Origin of the sequence: Burkholderia sp. Bp8998 (assembly GCF_003854235.1) — a bacterium.
Classification (GTDB): Bacteria; Pseudomonadota; Gammaproteobacteria; order Burkholderiales; family Burkholderiaceae; genus Burkholderia.
In genome coordinates this window covers 1-18677 of sequence record NZ_QTQF01000032.1, presented here as the reverse complement: position 1 = coordinate 18677, position 18677 = coordinate 1, and the positions used below count along the sequence as shown (strand labels likewise).

Genomic DNA, 18677 nt, shown 5'->3' with positions numbered 1-18677 from the left:
CGGCAGCTACGCGACCCATGCGCAGTTCAGGAGCCTCGAGTATTAAGCGGGGAGGGTTGGTTTTTTCAGGCGATCGTCGCCATACTCCCGCAGCACCTGGGCAATGACAACCCGATGCCCGTCGAGCCAACGTGCCTGCTTCGCCTTGGCTTCAAGGTGGGCGGGATGCTTGACCAACCGCAATAGCGCCTCTTCAGACTCCCAGTAGTAAATGTTCTGGATCAGTCCCGCAGCGGTGTTTTCCCATGTCTCTTCGCCCAGATATCCCGGGGTGCTGCGGGCGATCTCCGCGATCTGCTGATCGAGCGTGTGAAATTCGTCGTCGTACTGCCCGGCCTTGAAAATAAAAGTGGAAGAGAACATTGGGCTTCCCGGTAATGTGGATCCATTCGACCTGAGGACGCGCATCCTGCCCCGGGCCGACCTCGCTCGTTTTAATGCTGAAAACCGTCATCCTCGTGTCGACCAGCCGGGTTGCCAGCCTGAGGAAGTATCCGGTGAGCACGTTGCTCGTGCCGGCAGTCAAAATGCTAGCATAGTTCAATATACTGTTCTACAATGACCTTCATATTGAACTTTTGGTGCGGTCGGAAAGTCTTCGTCGATGTCGTGCGGTCCCGTCGGGCGCTGTCCAGGGAGATCTCCGGTCTGGCAACCATCTGAATGTCTGGAGCGTTGCGAGGAAGATCATGAAGCGTGTACTGGACAAGGTTGACGAGAAGATCCTCGCGCAACTCGCGGAGAACGCGAGACTGTCTCATAACGATATCGCCCTCACGGTGAACCTGTCGCGCAACGCGGTGCGTTTGCGAATCGAGCGACTGGAGCGCGATGGCTTCATTCGCGGCTACACAATCAGGAAAGGATCAGCGACGCCGGAGTCCGAGCCCATTCGAGCCTTGATGTTCGTGTACCGGAAAGACCGTATGCGGGGCGGAGATGTATTGAAGTACGTGCGGTCCGTGCAGGAAGTCGTTACATGCGACGTCATGAGCGGCGACCTGGATGTTGTCCTCCATGTTGAAGCAGTAAGTGTTGATCGAATTCACAAGCTCTGGGACGAAATATCTGCGCTTCCCGAGGTGCTCAATACCGTCACCTCGTTCGTCCTGACCCGTGCAAAAGGCAATTCGCACGGCGCCTGAACGCTTTCGCGTCCAAATCGAGCGTTTTGAACATTCGCGAGCAAATTGCTCGTCATTTCGTTCAAGCTGCCATATTTGGACTGCCAAGCGTGTTCGATAACATTTTCGTCATCTTTCCACTACGACGAAGGTGCTGAAGTGAGCGAATACAAGGTTGCATTGATCGGGTTTGGCGGCGTGAACAGGGCGCTTGCGCAGTTGGCAGCGGACAACAATGCCAAGTGGCAAAGCGAGCTGGGCTTCCAGTTGAAGATCGTTGGTATCAGCGACTTGCACCTGGGGTCGGTCGTTCGCCCCGAGGGCATCGATCTGAACGTACTGCGCGATCTCCCGACGGAGAAAGGCGCGCTGGCGAAGCTGCCGGGTGGCAATGTCGACGCCGCGACGGAACAGGTCATTGAGACGTCCGGAGCGGACATCGTGGCTGAAGCGACCTTCACCAATGCGGTCAATGGTGAACCGGCAACGTCGTACTGCCGGCTTGCGCTGAGCAAGGGCATCAGCGTTGTCACGACCAACAAGGGGCCGGTGGCCTTCCATGCGGAAGCATTGAAGCGCGAAGCTGCCGCGAACGGCGTGCATTTCGAATACGAAGGCTCGGTCATGAGCGGCACGCCTGTCATTCGCCTCGCAAAGGAACTGCTTGCCGGATCCGAGCTGAAAGGCTTCGAAGGCATTCTCAACGGTACGTCGAATTTCGTGCTGTCGAGCATGGAGTCCGGCCTGAGCTTCAAGGAAGCGGTCGAGAAGGCCCAGCGTCTTGGTTATGCGGAGGCTGACCCGACTGCCGATATCGAAGGGCATGACGTTCGCCTGAAGGTCGTGATCCTGGCCAACGAGCTTCTCGGTGCAAAACTCAAGCCGGCGGACGTATCGTGCAAGGGCATCAGCGGCTTGACGCTGCAAAGCATCCACGACGCCGCTGCATCAAATGCGCGGTGGAAGCTGATCGGTAGCGCATCCAAGCTGGCAGACGGCACGGTGCGCGCCAGCGTCGAGCCCAAACTGCTGCCGCTGGAAAACTCGCTGGCTGCGGTGGGCGATGCCATCAATGCCGTGACGTTCCGGACCGGCATGTTGGGCGACGTGACGGTGCGAGGCCCGGGCGCCGGCCGTGTGGAAACTGCGTACGCACTGCTCGCTGACATCATCAGCATCCACAAAGCGAAAGTCGCACTGGGGAAATGAACATGAACAACGTTGCATTTCCCGCCACCGCGGCCCATAGCGTGATTGCTGTCAACAATCCGTTCGATGGCACCCAAGTTGGAACCGTCGTGAATATGCCGGCGGAGCGTGCTGAGTCCCTCATCGACATCGCTCGTGACGGCGCGAAGGTGTCTCGCGATCTGCCGCGTCACGAACGGGCCCGTATCCTGGAGACTTGTGCTGCACTGGTCGAGCGCGACAAGGAGGCGTTTGCCGCGCTCATCGTGGCCGAGGCCGGCAAGACGCTGAAGCAGGCACAGAAGGAAGTGCTTCGTTGCGTCAATACGCTCAAGCTGTCGGCCGACGAGGCTCGCCACAACGGCGGGGAGGTCGTGCCGTTCGCTTCGTACGTCGGCTCGGAAAACCGTCAGGGCTGGTTCACGCGCGAACCGCTGGGCGTCATCGTTGCCATCACGCCGTACAACGATCCGCTCAACCTGGTTGCTCACAAGCTGGGGCCGGCGATTGCCGGCGGCAACTCGATCGTGCTGAAACCGTCGGAGCTGGCCCCGTTGTCGGCGATCAAGCTGGTCGACTACTTGAACATCGCCGGCTTGCCGTCGAATGTCATCTCGATCGCGACTGGCGGTCCGGCCCTGGGCGAAGCGCTCGTTTCTGCTCGCGATGTACGGATGATCTCGTTCACGGGTGGATTCGTGACGGGCGAAAAGATCGCACGCTCTGCCGGTCTGAAGAAACTCGCGATGGACCTCGGCGGTAACGCGCCCGTCATCGTGATGGACGACTGCGATCTCGAGGACGCTGTCGAATCGTGCGTGTCGGGTGCTTACTGGGCTGCAGGCCAGAACTGCATCGGCACGCAACGGATCCTCATCCACTCGCGAATTTACGACGCATTCAAGGAGCGCTTCGTTGCGCTTACCCAGGCGTTGAAGACGGGCAACCCCGCTCTGCCGGATACCGATGTCGGCCCGATGATCACGGCTCAAGCCGCGCGACGCACCGAAGGTGTCGTCAACGATGCAATTCGTCAGGGCGCGAAGCTGCTGTGCGGCAACGTCCGTGACGACTCAGTCTATGCGCCGACCGTTCTCGAGGACGTGAGCTTCCAATGCGATCTGTGGACTCAGGAAATCTTCAGCCCGGTCGTTGTGCTGCAGAAGATCGACTCGATCGATGAAGCACTGGACCTGGCGAATCGCCCGGAGTACAGCCTGCATGCCGGTATCTTCACCAAGGATCTGGAGATCGCCCTGAAGGCGGCCGACAAGCTCGAGGCAGGCGGGGTCATGATCAACGACTCTTCGGACTATCGCTTTGATGCAATGCCGTTTGGCGGCTTCAAGTATGGGAGCCTCGGACGTGAAGGCGTGCGATTCGCGTACGAGGACATGACGCAACCGAAGGTTGTCTGCATCCGCAAGACGGGGCGTTGATTTAATGCAGTAAATGTTTTGCCCCAACGGCTCACCGTAAATGGTGAGCCGCTTTGCTTGCAAACGGAGTTCGATCGGCATCGCCGGTCGAGCTCCGGAGACACACCGGAAGGAGACAATATTAGTGAGTTCGAATATTCGCGCCAATCAATCGAGAGCTGAAGCGTCGCGCTCGGCGGTTTCAGACGTGCAGCTGGGAAGCGAGGATCAAGGCTACCAAAAGACGTTGCGGCCACGTCAGGTACAGATGATCGCCATTGGTGGCGCGATCGGAAGCGGGCTGTTCATGGGGGCGGGTGCTCGCCTGGCAGCGGCAGGACCGTCGTTGGTTCTTGTGTACGCGGTGTGCGGATTCTTCGCCTGGTTGATCATTCGGGCGCTGGGAGAGCTGGTGATGTACCGGCCGACAACCGGGTCCTTCGTTTCCTACGCTCGCGAGTTTTACGGTGAGAAGCTGGCCTATGCGGCTGGCTGGATGTACTGGACCAACTGGGTGACAGTTGCAATTGCCGATCTGACGGCAATCGCGTTGTACATCGGCTTCTTCAAAGCCTACGTGCCGTTCCTGGATGGCATACCGCAATGGGTATTAGCACTGGGAACCCTAGTCTTCATCACATCGTTGAACTTGCTGTCGGTCAAGATTTTTGGCGAGCTCGAGTTCTGGTTCTCGTTCGTGAAAGTGGCGACCCTCGTGTTGTTTCTTTGTGTCGGGAGCTACATGGTGCTCTTCAGTACGCCACTTCCAGGACATTCAGTCGGGATCACGCTGATCAACGATAACGGAGGGTGGTTCCCGCATGGTGTGCTGTCCGCCATCGTGATGGTGCAGGGCGTAATCTTCGCGTACGGGAGCATCGAGCTGATCGGCACCGCGGCAGGTGAAGCAAAGGACGTCAAGACCGTCATGCCGAAGGCAATTCGGGCCGTGCTGTTTCGAATCGTCGTGTTCTACATCGGCTCCGTCCTTCTCCTCGCGATGCTGTTGCCGCACACCGCCTATCGTGCCGGCGTCAGCCCGTTTGTCACGTTCTTTGGCTCGATCGGCGTGCCGGGGGCAGGCGCGATCATGAACCTCGTTCTTGTGACCGCGGCGCTTTCCTCCGTCAACGCAGGCATCTATTCGACCGGTCGCATCTTGCGCTCGCTTGCCATATCCGGTTCCGCACCAGCATTCCTCGCCAAGATGAATCGGCAAGGCGTGCCGTTCTCGGGAATCATGCTGACCACCGTCGCGTCGTCAGTCGGGGTCGTCATGAACGCGCTGGTTCCTGGCCAAGCGTTCGAGATCGCAATGACACTGACTGCGGTGCTGCTGATCGGCTCGTGGGCAACGATCATTCTTTGCCAGATCAAGCTGTGGAAATGGTCGCGAGACGGGTTGGTCGAACGGCCGGAATTCAGGATGGCATTTGCCCCTTACAGCGGTTACGCAACGCTGCGTTCTTCGCGTTCATTCTGGTGCTGATCGGGTTCGACTATCCGGTCGGAACCTTCACCATCGTGTCCGTTCCCCTCTACGGTGCGGCGCTGGTGGTTGGATGGTATCTGGTACGCAAGCGCGTCCAGGCCATTGCAAACGGCGAATTGACGGTCAGTGGTCAAGCCGAGCCGCGCGAATACGGCGGGCAGGCATTGGCGTCGAACGACTAACCCGGGAATGCATTCCCATTCATCGTGTAACAGGTGGAACATGTCAACCAATAGCAAGCAACAACGCCCGGACAAGGGCAATCTGTCGACCCTGTCGTTTTCGACTCAGGCGGTCCATGGCGGTAACGTCGCTGACGTGACGACGGGCGCGGTTCGTACGCCGCTCGTGATGGCGAATTCGTATCTGCTGCCGGAGGATCCGTCGACCATGGATTGGTCAAGCCCGGACGGCCTTACGTACACGCGCAATGCCGGCCACAACCAGGTTTGCCTCGAGAAGAAGCTGGCCGCGATGGAGCACGGTGAAGAAGCAGCCGTGTTCGCGACTGGCGTTGCAGCGCTACATGCGATCTTTTTCACATTTCTCAAGAGCGGCGATCACGTCGTGCTTGGCGATGTGACTTATGAGGCCGTGTGGCGCTTGTTCGCGGAGCTCCTTCCGGAGCGTTATGGGATCGAAGCGACGTTTGTGGACATGGGCGATCTGACGGCTGTCCAGGCGGCGATGCGACCGAACACGAAGCTCGTTCATACGGAGACGATTGCGAACCCGACGACGAAGGTCGCGGACATCGAGGCCGTGGCGGAGATCGCCCATCGTGGCGGCGCGATGTTGTCGGTCGACGCGACGTTCACGCCGGCGTCGATGTATCGGGCTGCAGAGCACGGCGCCGACTTCGTGGTTCATTCTCTGACCAAGTACATCAACGGCCACGGCGACGCGATGGGGGGCGCCGTGATCGGCCGCTCGGCGTTGATCCGCGAGCTGAAGCACAATGCTCTCGTCGATCTGGGCGCTACCATCTCTCCTTTCAATGCCTGGCTGATCATGCGAGGCTCGGTGACCTTGCCGCTGCGTTTCGAACGCCAGCTGTCGTCGGCAAAGAAGGTTGCAGCGTTCCTCGATTCGGATCCTCGTGTGGCGTATGTGATGTTCCCGGGACTCGCATCGCACCCCCAGCACGAAGTGGCGGTTCGCCAGTTCGGTGGCACGAACTTCGGTGCAATGATGGCATTCGCCGTCGAAGGCAGCCCCGATGTTCAGAACCGCTTTGTCGCGAACCTCCGCGTGATCACTTCCGCGGTATCGCTGGGGCATGATGAGACGCTCATCGTTCACGTCGGCGGCGATGGCCGAGGCGGGGCAGAGAAGTACCCTGCCGAGTTCCAGAAGTACGGCCACCTGCGCCTGTCGATCGGCCTCGAGGATCCGGATGATCTCATCGCCGATATCTCCGCGGCCCTGGACGCGACGTTCACGAAGTAAGTGATCCGAGCGATGACGCTCCGCCATTCAGGCGGAGCCGCTTGGCGCGCGAAGGCAACGTCAATGTCTTCGCGCTTCGGTTCGTTTACAGATAAAACGGCCGACTGCTCTTTAATCCGATAACGCGTCGGATTTTGTTGAGGGCGTTCACGACCGACTCGTGATAGGTCAGCTTGTCCAGCAGAACGGGCGTGAAGTTGATCGTGCCGGAGTCGGTGGGGATTGGGAATGGACGCTCAATGCCGTCGTCCGACTCAGTCACGATTGCTGTTCCTGAAACGTCGACAAGATTCATGAAAAGATAGAGCGGCGCAGGTAGATCGAGCTTGCTAATGAGTTGTTTGACTGTCGTGGGGAGTTCCTTCAATAGCTGCAACTCGTAGACGCCAGGCCACCAAGTCCGGGATTCGGTCAGCCATGGACCCACGTGCAATACACCAACCATTTCGATGGAATTCTTACCGTCGATGTAGACATATCCGCTGTATCTGCCATTGCCGTCTGGGGTTGACTTGGCTAGCCAGCCATTCTCGTACGGTTCGATGCAGCTCAACATCACGTTGACCGGCCTCATTGCAAGCAACAGGCCAGAGAGATTGGTCTGCAGCGGGTAGCCGAGGGTTACACCATCACCTTTTCTTTCACTCGAGATTCTTCCTATCCACTTCGGTCCGTCTTGAAGTGGAATCGGCGAGCTGCCGGCCATGATGGCGGCAGCACGGCGATTTGCTTCTTCTTCCAGGTTGGCTAGCGTTTCAATCATCGTTTGCCTCAAATACGGTATAAGTGCCACGATCAATTTCGTTCCGGCAGCGCTGTTGAGTGAGAATGTCGACTGCTCTGCTACGTCACGTGGAGTCATTATAAAAAATCGTAAATATACGGAAAAGCGACCAAATCTGACATTCTTGGTGAGCTGAACTCACACGTTTTCATTTTTCTTATAGGGTTGCTAGACTCTTTTCGTGTGTGGACGACCTCACATCGAGTGCAAGAATGTCCTTGTGCTTGTTCATTTTTCGGGGGCGACCCCGTTCTTTACGGAGTATTCCCGTTGCATTGGTTTCTTCTCGTTATCGCCGGTTTGCTTGAGGTCGCTTGGGCCACTGGCCTCAAATCTTCCGAAGGGTTCACGCGGCTTTGGCCGTCGGTATTCACGGTCGTCACGGCGCTCGGCAGCTTCTGGCTTCTTGCTGTTGCCATGCGCCATTTGCCGCTTGGTACGGCCTATGCCGTATGGACCGGTATCGGAGCAGTGGGCGCATTCATTCTTGGCATTGTGATGATGGGTGAGGCCGCGAGCGTAGCTCGCGTAGCAAGTGCCACGTTCATCGTATTAGGAATTGTTGGACTCAAGATTACGTCAGGTGCCTGACCGGCCGGGCAGCCATGTTGCTCGTCTTCAACGAAGGTATTGGCGACCAACGGATGTCTCGTCTCTTCGATCCTTACTGTTGATGCCGATGGACATTGCACGCCAATCGCAATGTTGCGCACACTGCTTGAAATGAAGGAACTACGTGTATGGACACATGCGATCTGCTGTTCAGAATGCTCCGCTATCAAGCATGGGCGAATGAAGAGATCCTCGGCGCAATGATGGACCTTGACGCGATGCAGCATGTCGAAGAGCGGTCGTTAGCGCTTCGTCTGATGAACCATTGCCTCGTGGTAAACAAGATATTTATCGCAAGCGGCCTGTGCGCGCATCCACCGCGGGACGCGTCGCTCCGTCGTGTTCAGTCCTGGAATGGCGTTTTCCCAGCCTCGGCCGAAGCGCAACCCTAAATGCATTCGGCCGCCGCACGCTACTTGCAAGGTGGGAGTCGGTAATGCAAGCAACGGGGGAATTTCAGTCGGCGACTCCGAAATTACGGCAAACGTTTGCGGGCAAACGCTATATATTGTGCTTGATGTTGGTTGTGACGCGATATATAGTGGTCATAAGGGCGGTTGTCTATGATCACGTCCATTTTGAGTGCATAGCAACCAGTGGACGTGCTTCGAACGGCACGTTTGAATGGCTATCGATCTCCCGGCCCGAAATCCCATTTGAGTGGGGGACGGGCGTCCTTCCTCAAAAATAGTTGTGACGACCGCGAAATCGCTGGAAATTAATGCACCCCCTAATTGGCTTGGGACTGTTCGCGGCTGCTGTGGCCTGGCTCTGTTCTGACAACAAGGAATCCAAGATGCCCGCGATACAAAAGCAATTCGAAGATTTCCACGCGAACATCAAGCTCGACGATGATGATGAGAAGGCGAAGCTTCGCGAAAAACGCGAGACGCTGCTTAGGACGTTGCGGGCCAGCCTCGGGGATGACGTCCCGTCCTTCGAGAACTTCAATCAGGGTAGCTACTCGATGCACACCGGGATCGTGCCGCTCGATCAGAACTACGACATCGACGTTGGGCTCGTTTTCGATTGCAAGCGGGACAAGTACCCCGACCCAGTGGAACTTAAGAAGAAGGTCCGTGATGCGCTCGACTCGAACGGACGCACGGTCGCTATCCGGCGACCGTGCGTGACCGTCAACTACATGCGCGGCGACAAGCCGGAGTACCACGTCGACTTGGCCATTTATACCAAGCGTGATGACGGATTGCTCGACTTGGCCAAAGGCAAAGAGAACTCGGGCGATAGCTTCCGAGTTTGGGATGCGTCGGATCCGAAGAGGCTAACTGAGATCATCTGCACCGCGTTCAAGGACTCGAGCGAGCTAGCACAGTATCGTCGGTGCATTCGCTATATCAAGCGCTGGCGCAACGTCCATTTTCGCAATGGAGGCGCGCCGCTCAGCATCGCACTCACCGTGGCGGCGAAGGAGTGGTTTAGACCACGGTTTGAAACGTCGGGCAAACCTACTGACCTGCTGGCACTCCTCGATTGGATCAAGGCCATGCTGTCACGCTTTGGAAATGTCTACACCAACGATGACGGTTGGCACGAGCGGTTGAAGGTCTCGTTACCGGTGACCCCGTACAACGACCTGATGGCGTGGATGACCAAAGGGCAAATGAGCACATTCAAGGAGAAACTCGAAGGATTGCGCGACGCGCTGAGTGACGCATATGACGAGGATCTACCGGAGGACGCTTGCAAGCTGCTGACGAAGCAGTTTGGTGAAGATTTCAAAATTCCAGAGAAGGCGGAGACCGCAAAGGCCGTCGCTGCCCCGGTCATTAGCACGGGAAATTCTGCGTGACTGCGACTGTGTCCGCTGCACAAGAGAAGGTGGACGCGTGCTTTCTAGTCGTCGAGACGCAATGCGTCGAGCGCGGGTTGGTGCCGCCCATTCGCCTCGCCTGTGCCTCAGACGGACACCTTGCTGTCCGGTTATATGGCGCAACACGTACTTGGGACATCAGCATCGACTGCACAGAAACCTTGTTGAGATTGCCGCGTGTCTCCCTGGTTTCGCCGGCTGGACTTCTGGCGCACGTCTCGTATTCCGGCATCATCTGCGTGAACGATGGACAGGGACTGTCCATTGATCCTGACCGACGTGCTGACATCGTCGCGTACACGCTCTTGGCTGCATACGACCTGCTTGAAAAATCAGCCACTGATGCTGTCGCAGGTAGAGACGAGTTCTTCAACGAGCTCGAGGGATACTGGGCCAGCATGCCCGAGACACTGCGCGGTCGCGCGGCCTTTGAACCGGATGGCAAGGAGCGGCTTATTTCGGCGTACCTGAATGCGCGGGGGAAGCAGCCCAAGTGGTATTTTGCCGACCAAAATCAACCGCTTCCGCCCGAATTCTACGGCGAGAACCTTGCGACAAAGCGAGCGTTGTACCTTCACTTGGATGACTTTCCGTTACCGCCGGAGAATCCTGGGAAAGTTGACGCCGACTTTATCGAAGCGGTTCGGGCCAAGCTTTCCGTGACACAACTGCAACTGTGGGCCCAGTTGTTTGGACCGTCGAAGGGCGGCCCGAAACAAATAGCGTTGCTGGTGACTGTCCCGCGAGCCGATGGCGGCCGCTCATTGGTTGGGATGGCCTTTACTGCCATCCGAGGCGCCGTCGATCGCAGCAGGCCGATCATCCCGCTCGTGATGCGACGCCATACTCCAACCTACATGCGTGAACGAGGGGGAGCGTCACTTGAACTGTTGGAGAAACATATTGCGGTGCTTGGCTGTGGGGCGGTCGGAGCCGTTGTCGCAGACAATCTTGCGGCGGCGGGTGTCGGCAAGTTGACGTTGGTCGACAACGATGAATTCTCCGAGGACAACGTCTTCCGGCATTTGCTTACCCCTCTGTGGATTGACGCCAACAAGGTAGCCGGCTTGCGGCACACCTTGGAGCGCAGATACCCGGGAATTAGCGTCGAGGCAGTCCCTTGGTCTGCCCAGACTTGGCTGAGCACGGCAAAGCTCGATGAGTTCGATGGAATCGTTGTTGCCATCGGCGCGCCTTCCATTGAAAGGGCAATTGCTCGGGGCATCCGGAGGAGCGCTGCGCATCTGCCCGTGGTCTTCACTTGGCTGGAAGCGCTCGACCTTGGCGGTCATTCCGTACTCACATGGTGCGACCAGGAAGGGTGCCTGGATTGCCTTTATCGCGACGATGAAGGCCAATCGGCCCTTGCTCCGAGAACTTCGTTCCTAGAGCCAAACCAGCATGTGTCTCGCAATCTCACGGGCTGCGCCAGTACTTTCGTTCCATACGGCGCACTCCAGGCGCGAAAAACCGGCCTCGTTGCAGTCGAACATATCCTTGGTGCGCTGCACGGCAAGCCGGAAGCATCTTACAAATTCTGGGTGGGCGACGGCGTTGCCGCACAGAATGAAGGATTGCGCACAACCAACTGGTGGATGAGCGCAAAGCAGACTTCATCAGATTCCGCGTCGCTGCGCGTGTTCGGGCGGCCGTGCAAACGCTGCAGAGGGACAATGTGAAGCTTGTGTTCCGCGTTACGCCGCGACAGCGACTCATTATTGTCGAGCATGCTGTCGAGCAGATGAATGCGTTCGCCCAGCACAAGTCGTGTCAGAAAGAGGCGGGCGGCGTTTTGCTTGGGCGTTTTTTGCTCGATTCTCGAGACGTGGTCGTCGACGAGGTGACGATCCCTCAAGACACTGACCGAAGAAGTCGATTTGGCTTCTTTCGGTCGAGGAAGCATGAGATGCGCGCCCGGGAACGCTGGCAACAACAGTCAAGCACCATGGCGTATCTCGGCCTGTGGCATACCCATCCAGAGGCAGACCCAATTCCGAGCGGAGTGGACCGTTCGGACTGGCAGCAGGCTGTATCGAGAGACAATTTTGAAGGCGACAGGTTGTTCTTTCCTATCATCGGTAGGAACCGCATCCGGGTATGGACGCTAAGTCGCCGCGGGACGTTTCGCGAACTGAAAGAGGAAGTCAAAAATGGCAAGGACGCAAGGACGTATGCATATCCCAGTGGATGTTCGTCGTGACCTTTGGGTGGCGGCCGCTGGTCGATGTGAGTTCCGCGGATGCTGCAAGCCGGTGGACCGTGATTTCCTGACCCTGAAGAAGGCTAACGTCAGCGAGTACGCCCATATCATCGCGGATAGCCCTGACGGCGCCCGTGGCATCCAGGGCGAATCGGAACGCCTTGCCAAGGCCCCGAGCAATTTGATGCTCATGTGCTACGACTGTCATGCTCGTATTGACCGTAACGGTAAGGGGAACGAATACACGACCGAACAGCTGCGAGCGATGAAGCGCGAGCACGAGAAACGCATGGAGCTCATCTATTCCGCGACGGGAGTAAAGGAGAGCCTGCCCATTTTGATGTCATTCCCGGTGGGTGCCCACGTGCCAGTTATCGAGCTTGGCGATATCCATTTCGCGATGCTCAATAACACCCAATACACGCGTTTCCCTTCCGGCAAACACATCCACATAGACAAGGGCGACTTCGACACTCAGGACGATTCGCCGGATTTCTGGCCGCGGGCTGAACGTGTGGTTACCGACGCGTACGACAGGTTAATTTACCCAGAGATTACGGATAGGAATGGCGCGGCTCACTTGACGATTGCAGGATTCGCGCCTATACCGATGCTTATGAAGCTTGGTGCGTTGGTCGGTGACAAAACTGATGCAACTGTGCTCGACTTGCCGAGTGAGCGTTGGTTGTGGGACAAGTCACCCGATTGCTTAGTTCCAGAGTTCACTTTCGAGGTGCCGGAAAAGCTTCCACGGGAAGTGGCGATTGTGGTGAGTATCTCGAACAACGCGACTCGCCCCGAGGCGGCAAACGTGGTCGAGTTTCACGCTGACGCTCCTGGAAGGGGAATCATACGCACGGAAGGACACCTGCGAATTTTCCGTCGAGACTTCAACGACTTCTTGCTGAGGGTAGTCCGAGCGGGCGCTCGGGTAATCCATGTTCACCCCGCAACGCCCCTGTGCGCGAGTGTCGAGATTGGCCGGTTGCTGCTACCGAAGATATTCGAGGAGGTGCATGTCTGGGAATGGCGCGCACCAACGTGGAGGCCCGCGCTCAGGCTGAAGTAAGCGGCCTCGCCCGGGCTTTCGCTCAGAACATTCGTTGATAGTCAAACTCGTAGCCCGCTTGCTCCGCAGGCGTATCAAGGACTTCAATACACCTACTGAGGAGAAAGCGCACTCGTTCGAGGTCTTCAGCAAGGGCAAGCGCTCTGAGCGCATCCGTTATGGGATGCGTGCGGCAAGGGCGAAGTCATTACGCAGGTTCGCCGCTATCTGCTTCTGATTGGCATCGCAGCTTTGTTGCCCCATCGAACACGACCTCCAGTAGGTGTCGGTCATCATCGGCGAGCTTGGCGCCTTGCAAGTGTTTGCGCGCGGCGTTGCAAATGGCGTGAAAGTCATACAAGACTAGGTCTGGCGTGTCGGTAAACCGGTATGATTTGCCCTTCGTCGAATGGGAAACCCCAACGAGACCATGCGCGACTTTCAACATGAATGACGCGTCATCCATCATCCATCGATGCAACCATATTTTAGGCTCGTCGCTCTTGTCGAAGTGCGTCCAGACGCGTAGGACATTCCAGAAGTAATGCGCCTTAGCGAGTTCTCCATCGCCGGAAGCTTGAATAATTCTTCCAAGAAGTATCCGCCCTAGCTCCTCGAACGCTTGATGGTCAACGACGGGGCTCTCCCGATGTGACTCGTTGTCGGCAGGGAACACCGACAAGTCCCGCCCTATTCCCAGGTAGAGGTCGGCGCACAAAACAATGGACGAGTTCGCCGAGAATGCTGACTCCAGGAACCGCGCTGCCGTCGCGGTACCAGCCAACCGCAGCATCTTTTCAAGAAGAAACAACAGTGCCGAAGACGGCGACAGTGCGAATATGTCATTGGACCGTGGTTCGCTCAGAATTCCGTCTGCATTGGAAAAAAGGGCGTTGACGATAGGCTGACTGACAACTGGCGGCGTAGGTGAATCGAATCTGTATCGAAGCTCCTCAATGAGTTCGGTAACCATCGTTTTCCCCGTACTGCTTCGCTTTCCAATGTACGAGGATATCGTCGAGTTCAGTTGTTCCTCTGTACTGTCGCCAGAGACAACGTCATCTATGACTCGCTTCGAGATCGCATCAGGCGAGGGGTTCAGCGAGAAGTACGCATCGTATCCCGCTTCAGATGCAATGCCCCGTCGTTTTGCGATTAGGTGATACGGTTCGGAGTGGTACAGCCCACCTTGCTTGGTGAGGTCGCCGATACTAGGGAAGAGTACAGAGACGATTTTGAGGATTTGGTCGCGGTCTTCTCCTGACGCAAGCGACTCCTTGAAGCGGTCAACGAACGGCTGCCGGGCGCTTGCATCTAGGAACCGGAATTGGCCTTCTCGGAACAGAAAGTCCCGATTATCACGTATCCAATTGAACACCTGAGTCTCGAAGAGGCGCACTCCTTCCATTGCCAGCAAGTCAACGGGGTCAATTTCACCTTCCAATGCCGGCCAGGAGAACTTAACGGCGTTGGCGAGCCGCAGGACATCACGAGGATTCTCAACCCAGCGACGGATGCCGTCGCTAACGATTGTGAACCAGCGAAGGTCGTCCGGTTCTGCATAGCCGGTCATGAATGAAATTTCATTATCCAAAATTCTCAAAAGCGAGTTCTTGGAGGGCCTCGGAAGTTCTATCTCGTGCTGGATAATTTTATCCGAATAGAGTGGGCCAGTTTCGGTGTCCGGCTCTTTGAATGCTTCGGAAATCTTATTGCGATCGTACGATAGCAGATACACGACATTGGGAAGTTGCCCGACGGTCTTGACCATTTGCATGATGGAAGTAACTTCATCGCCTGAGAGACGATCAATGTCGTCGACGGTAACAAGGAATCTCTTATTCGATTTTTCGAGTTGCTCTACGAGGCGAGAGTGCGCAGATTGCAGTGACTCGTCTCGAAGGAAGTGGTCGATTTTGTCCTTGACTGGGCGCTTCGCGATATTCACAACAGCAGTCGCTACGCCCTTCGTGACACCAATGTCGACGGCGATAGCAACTTTTGCAAGAGCGTCCATGACGGCGTCGCTCGAACCGCCGAACTGCTTCACGGCCTTCCGCCATGTACGCTTAATCCAGCTTTCACGGGGACCTAGCGATTCCGACAGAACCTTGAAGAACGCGGAGACCAGGTCTTGGTGGCCGGAGACCATCCATGGGCGAAACTCAATGACAATAATTTTGTCGTCCTCGTTGGCTGCCTCCTCGTTGTACTTTTCAAGATACGCACACGCGAAGTTGAGGAGCGTTGACTTCCCATGTCCCCACATGCCGTTCACCCCGATGACGTAACCGTACGGTGCCTTGAGCGAGTAAATAACGCGGGCAAGTCTCTGGGCGAGGGGAGCAACGCCCAGTCGATCCTCGTGCCAAGGATTCGTCTTTGCTCTGTCATCGCCGAAGGTCAATGTGGTCTTAATTTTCATAATCGTGCGATTCGCTCTTGTGCTACGTGGTCGTGCTAATGCTTGAAACCGAGCTTCACGAAATGGGCTTCAGTGCCATGTATTCGCCCCCCCGTCATAGAGTGAAAGTGTAAAGCGCTTTTGAGCTCCGACGCTAGCGGTGGCGAACCGAACATTGATGGTGATATCGAGTGTCTTGCGCGAATTGACGCCCTCAATAACGAAATCAAGGAATACGGCGACCTGTTCTCGCTCACGTCGAGCGCATGGACGGGGCTCAAAACCGACCTTGATGTGGTTCGTGCACTCCTGTCATTCCAGACGGCCCTCGAACGTGCACGTGTACGCGCGAACTGGGATGATGTCGGCCTTGACCCGGTCAGCCAAGGGCAATGTGGCGACGCCGCTCAAGATGACCTGCAGCGGATGCGTGAGCTGCGTAAAATCGAGCAGGTTATTGCGAGTCTCGCTCATCTGGAAACCGAGATGGGCCATGTCTGGGCCGGTTACAAGACTGATGTTGTCGTCGCGAAGGCATATGTGCCTTTTCAAGGATCGCTCTCTGCTGCACGAGCAGAAAGCCACTGGGCGGATGACGGATATACGGTAATCGAGTCTGGACGCGCGGGCGCAACGGCGGCTGCCGACATCCGGAACATGCGCGAGTTGGTTTCGTTGCATGCCCGCATTCAGGAGTTCGCAGACCTCTCAGGCAAGACATCCAGTCTGTGGAGCGGTCTGCAAACCAAGATTGATGGTATCGAGCCGGCCCTCAAGTTTTTCGAGCAATTCTCGGCCGCGCTGGCGAACCTCGCGAACACACCGGAACTGCTTGCGGCGGTCAAAGCCCCGGTCGCCCTTCTGCTTGGCGACAGCAACGTTCTGCTTGAGCCTTCGGGCATCAAAAGTGTGGCATGGAAGGACCTTCCGCTGGATTCAACTCCGCTCCCCGAATGGGTGCATTTGACGGAGACGGAAGCGGCTTCCGTCACAGCCGCACTCGCACCGGTGCAATCGACCCTGCGGCCAAGCTTCGATTGCAGCAAGGCGCATTCGGATGCTGAACACCTCATCTGCACTGATGCCCAACTGGCGGCGGCTGATGTCGAGCTGGCTGCCATATATGCCAAAGCAAAGGCGGCTGTCACGGACCAGGTAGCTTTCAAGGCGCGAACGCTGGAGCAGTGGAACTACCGCGAGAAAACCTGCCATGACCGCGAATGTCTGGCAAGGTGGTATGCAGATCAAAGTACCGTGCTCCAGCATATTGCGGAGTCAGGCAATGTGGCAGCCGAATAGTCTTCGTTCTGGGACGCAGCCGTGGGGAGCACCGCCGGTGCGGCCGAAAGAGTGGGCAGGCCGTAACCACGGTGTAGGTGGAGCATTGCGACGGCATCTTTAGCTGTTACACCGTCGAAGACTTTGGAGCGCTATGGACATCTTTGCGGGTATTGTCATCGTTATTCTCGTTCCTCTATTGCTGATATCGTTCCTTTCTCGAAACAAGCCGGGGTCGGCGTTCGGTCCAATTGTCTGTTCGAGATGCAATGTTGAACTGCGCGGCTGGCGGAGTTCCGGCAAGAAGCAGGTTTGGTTTCGCGACGACGGCGGGCAACGTGTTTACTTCTGTGCCCGGTGCAAAAACAAATAGGTACGGCGTTGCTCTTCTTGGTCAGCACGTATCTCGGACTGTTTCCCAATACACCCGAATCCACGAAAGCGGAGCACTTCTGTGGCTCGCTCGCCAGGACACTCGACATACTGGACACTCGTCGACGCCGGGTCGTCGCTCGGGTTTCAGCTCCGCGACTACTTAGCGACTTCGCCTACAAAGACTATCGAGCCCTTTTAGTTCTTTGTTGGACGTGCGGATCACTTTGATTTCGTCGCCGTAGAGTGTAGGCGAGCCGCGACGCTTTGTCGCAGCTAGATCGGGCTACATCGGCAAGCCGGGCAAAAATCAAAGGGCGCCCAGTCAGGTGTGGGTCCGAAGAACACCGTGTAGCCGTTTCACGGAATCACTCCCCCGAATACAAAGGCCGTCCAGCCGACGGCAATGTCGCGTCAGCGTATGCGCGAATGACGTTGAGAACGGTCCTTGCCGTCGCGCTGACCGGAATGGCGGTATGGTGTCGGCTACGCCGGACGAATTCTCGCTGTTGCCTGTCCGTCATTTGTCAAATTCGCCACGCACCGCGCCGCCAGCCTCCTCGTTGCGTGTCGATATGCATGTCGACACGTTCAGCGAGGAGGGGCACTCCAGGCGCGTCATTCGCCACCTTGCATGGACGAAGCAGCGCTCGCGCCGCTTCGGTGAGGCACGGATAAATCACCCGACCCAGCAATGGGTGGCTGGCCCGACCGACCCATTCGTTCACTTCCCGCGCGTTATGTCAGATCCCGTCGGGGCGGCGCTCACCCCGCGAACGGGTTCTTGATCTTGCCGGTCGGCGCGGGCGGCGCTTCGGTAACCTGCTCGGGCAGCGCGGGATCGTGTTGCAGCGCGTCGACGATGCTCGCGATGGCTTGCTGCAAGGCAAGCGCGGCGGCGAGGCCGGCTTGGTCGCGCGTCACTTCCAGCGTGCCGGACAGCACCACCCGCTCCGGGTCGTTGGTCACGGTGAACGCGTCACCGTGGATATTCAGGATGGACGTGTCATCCTCGAACGCCTTGAACGCCATTCAGCCCTCCGATACGTGTGTCTTTCAGCGACTCCGGGATGCCGGGGAATCGCAAACCGCTTTGTGCCTCGAACTCGTGCACCGTCGCGATCTCGTAGCGGTTCGCCGTCGTGTTGTTGACGACGATGACGAACGCCAGGCGCTGCGTGGGCACATAGACTACCTTGAAAATCTGCGTCGGGACGATCACGCCCGTTGCGCCGATCGTCTTCAGTTCCGCGCCCTTGAACATCGGGCCGGTGACCACGTAAGTGTCTGCGGCGCTCATGCCGATCCGGCGCACGGCCTCCTCGATGTGCGCCCACAGCCGGCGATTGTTCGTCGGGTTCTGCGGCACCATGTTCGCGAGCGAGAAGGATTCGGCCATTGCCTCGTCGTTCCAGCGGTCGCCCGCCGGGCTCATGTGCCCGCGATCATAGCCACTCTTGCGGTAATCCGCGAGCCG

General features: G+C 57.3%; 18 protein-coding genes. 13 read left to right on the top strand and 5 right to left on the bottom strand.

All coding sequences use genetic code 11. The features are described from left to right. Nucleotides 1–42: 42 nt before the first annotated feature. Nucleotides 43–363: an antibiotic biosynthesis monooxygenase gene (locus DIE06_RS27205; RefSeq protein ID WP_124664032.1), complete on the bottom strand. Its 321-nt coding sequence runs from the start codon at nucleotides 361–363 to the stop codon at nucleotides 43–45. A gap of 326 nt (nucleotides 364–689) precedes the next feature. Between DIE06_RS27205 and DIE06_RS27200 the strand changes: the two genes are divergently transcribed. The 6 genes from DIE06_RS27200 (at nucleotide 690) to DIE06_RS27180 (ending at nucleotide 6671) form a co-directional block, all read left to right on the top strand. Then, nucleotides 690–1145 (top strand): Lrp/AsnC family transcriptional regulator, encoded by a 456-nt coding sequence (locus DIE06_RS27200; RefSeq protein WP_124664031.1) that lies wholly within the window; start codon nucleotides 690–692, stop codon nucleotides 1143–1145. Between the two features lie 138 nt (nucleotides 1146–1283). Beyond that, a complete protein-coding gene (locus DIE06_RS27195; protein WP_124664030.1) occupies nucleotides 1284–2333 on the top strand; it encodes a homoserine dehydrogenase in 1050 nt (349 codons plus the stop codon). A 2-nt stretch (nucleotides 2334–2335) separates the two neighbouring features. Next, the gene (locus DIE06_RS27190; RefSeq protein ID WP_221624071.1) at nucleotides 2336–3751 is read left to right on the top strand and encodes an aldehyde dehydrogenase family protein; all 1416 of its coding nucleotides are present in this window, start codon (nucleotides 2336–2338) and stop codon (nucleotides 3749–3751) included. Between the two features lie 124 nt (nucleotides 3752–3875). Next, nucleotides 3876–5219 (top strand): amino acid permease, encoded by a 1344-nt coding sequence (locus DIE06_RS27185; protein ID WP_221624070.1) that lies wholly within the window; start codon nucleotides 3876–3878, stop codon nucleotides 5217–5219. Next, nucleotides 5213–5404 carry a hypothetical protein gene (locus DIE06_RS38715; protein WP_221624069.1) on the top strand — a complete coding sequence of 64 codons (192 nt, stop codon included), beginning with the start codon at nucleotides 5213–5215 and terminating at the stop codon, nucleotides 5402–5404. The genes DIE06_RS27185 and DIE06_RS38715 overlap by 7 nt, the downstream gene beginning before the upstream one ends. 40 nt (nucleotides 5405–5444) lie before the next feature. Then, on the top strand, nucleotides 5445–6671 hold the full coding sequence (locus DIE06_RS27180; protein ID WP_124664028.1) for a PLP-dependent aspartate aminotransferase family protein: 1227 nt from the start codon (nucleotides 5445–5447) through the stop codon (nucleotides 6669–6671). Nucleotides 6672–6756: 85 nt separating this feature from the next. On the opposite strand, the gene DIE06_RS27175 is transcribed toward DIE06_RS27180, so the two are convergent. Beyond that, nucleotides 6757–7533 (bottom strand): hypothetical protein, encoded by a 777-nt coding sequence (locus tag DIE06_RS27175; protein WP_124664027.1) that lies wholly within the window; start codon nucleotides 7531–7533, stop codon nucleotides 6757–6759. 192 nt (nucleotides 7534–7725) lie between these two features. Here DIE06_RS27175 and sugE point away from each other — a divergent pair, with 192 nt between their 5' ends. The 6 genes from sugE to DIE06_RS27145 all read left to right on the top strand — a co-directional run bounded on the left by sugE (nucleotide 7726) and on the right by DIE06_RS27145 (nucleotide 13167). Beyond that, a complete protein-coding gene (gene sugE / locus DIE06_RS27170) occupies nucleotides 7726–8046 on the top strand; it encodes a quaternary ammonium compound efflux SMR transporter SugE (protein WP_124664026.1) in 321 nt (106 codons plus the stop codon). Between the two features lie 149 nt (nucleotides 8047–8195). Next, complete coding sequence (locus DIE06_RS39130; protein ID WP_260433779.1) at nucleotides 8196–8459, top strand: hypothetical protein; 264 nt, start codon at nucleotides 8196–8198, stop codon at nucleotides 8457–8459. A gap of 329 nt (nucleotides 8460–8788) precedes the next feature. Then, nucleotides 8789–9877 carry a nucleotidyltransferase gene (locus DIE06_RS27160; RefSeq protein WP_124664025.1) on the top strand — a complete coding sequence of 363 codons (1089 nt, stop codon included), beginning with the start codon at nucleotides 8789–8791 and terminating at the stop codon, nucleotides 9875–9877. An 80-nt stretch (nucleotides 9878–9957) separates the two neighbouring features. Next, nucleotides 9958–11577, top strand: a complete 1620-nt coding sequence (locus DIE06_RS27155) for a ThiF family adenylyltransferase (RefSeq protein WP_260433787.1) — start codon at nucleotides 9958–9960, stop codon at nucleotides 11575–11577. Further along, nucleotides 11574–12098 (top strand): Mov34/MPN/PAD-1 family protein, encoded by a 525-nt coding sequence (locus DIE06_RS27150; RefSeq protein WP_124664023.1) that lies wholly within the window; start codon nucleotides 11574–11576, stop codon nucleotides 12096–12098. The genes DIE06_RS27155 and DIE06_RS27150 overlap by 4 nt, the downstream gene beginning before the upstream one ends. Beyond that, complete coding sequence (locus DIE06_RS27145) at nucleotides 12049–13167, top strand: SAVED domain-containing protein (protein ID WP_124664022.1); 1119 nt, start codon at nucleotides 12049–12051, stop codon at nucleotides 13165–13167. Before DIE06_RS27150 ends, DIE06_RS27145 begins: the two co-directional genes overlap by 50 nt. 187 nt (nucleotides 13168–13354) lie before the next feature. On the opposite strand, the gene DIE06_RS27140 is transcribed toward DIE06_RS27145, so the two are convergent. After that, entirely contained in the window at nucleotides 13355–15571 is a 2217-nt protein-coding gene (locus DIE06_RS27140; RefSeq protein WP_124664021.1) for a P-loop NTPase fold protein, read from the bottom strand. Between the two features lie 120 nt (nucleotides 15572–15691). Between DIE06_RS27140 and DIE06_RS39125 the strand changes: the two genes are divergently transcribed. Further along, the gene (locus tag DIE06_RS39125; protein ID WP_260433778.1) at nucleotides 15692–16849 is read left to right on the top strand and encodes a lysozyme inhibitor LprI family protein; all 1158 of its coding nucleotides are present in this window, start codon (nucleotides 15692–15694) and stop codon (nucleotides 16847–16849) included. Between the two features lie 1116 nt (nucleotides 16850–17965). Here the strand turns inward: DIE06_RS39125 and DIE06_RS27130 are convergent. Further along, nucleotides 17966–18232, bottom strand: coding sequence for a hypothetical protein (locus tag DIE06_RS27130; RefSeq protein ID WP_124664020.1), 267 nt, complete (start codon nucleotides 18230–18232; stop codon nucleotides 17966–17968). Continuing rightward, on the bottom strand, nucleotides 18207–18677 hold a 471-nt coding region (locus DIE06_RS27125), incomplete at its 5' end, for a DNA/RNA non-specific endonuclease (protein ID WP_148094367.1). The genes DIE06_RS27125 and DIE06_RS27130, both read right to left, overlap by 26 nt.

Excerpts from the sequence above, each read along its gene's own strand:
- DIE06_RS27175 (WP_124664027.1), bottom strand. The coding sequence starts at position 7,533 with ATGACTCCACGTGACGTAGCAGAGCAGTCGACATTCTCACTCAACAGC.
- DIE06_RS27180 (WP_124664028.1), top strand. The coding sequence starts at position 5,445 with ATGTCAACCAATAGCAAGCAACAACGCCCGGACAAGGGCAATCTGTCG.
- DIE06_RS27205 (WP_124664032.1), bottom strand. The coding sequence starts at position 363 with ATGTTCTCTTCCACTTTTATTTTCAAGGCCGGGCAGTACGACGACGAA.
- DIE06_RS27130 (WP_124664020.1), bottom strand. The coding sequence starts at position 18,232 with ATGGCGTTCAAGGCGTTCGAGGATGACACGTCCATCCTGAATATCCAC.
- DIE06_RS39130 (WP_260433779.1), top strand. The coding sequence starts at position 8,196 with ATGGACACATGCGATCTGCTGTTCAGAATGCTCCGCTATCAAGCATGG.
- DIE06_RS27200 (WP_124664031.1), top strand. The coding sequence starts at position 690 with ATGAAGCGTGTACTGGACAAGGTTGACGAGAAGATCCTCGCGCAACTC.
- DIE06_RS27160 (WP_124664025.1), top strand. The coding sequence starts at position 8,789 with ATGCACCCCCTAATTGGCTTGGGACTGTTCGCGGCTGCTGTGGCCTGG.
- DIE06_RS27190 (WP_221624071.1), top strand. The coding sequence starts at position 2,336 with ATGAACAACGTTGCATTTCCCGCCACCGCGGCCCATAGCGTGATTGCT.
- DIE06_RS27140 (WP_124664021.1), bottom strand. The coding sequence starts at position 15,571 with ATGAAAATTAAGACCACATTGACCTTCGGCGATGACAGAGCAAAGACG.
- DIE06_RS27145 (WP_124664022.1), top strand. The coding sequence starts at position 12,049 with ATGGCAAGGACGCAAGGACGTATGCATATCCCAGTGGATGTTCGTCGT.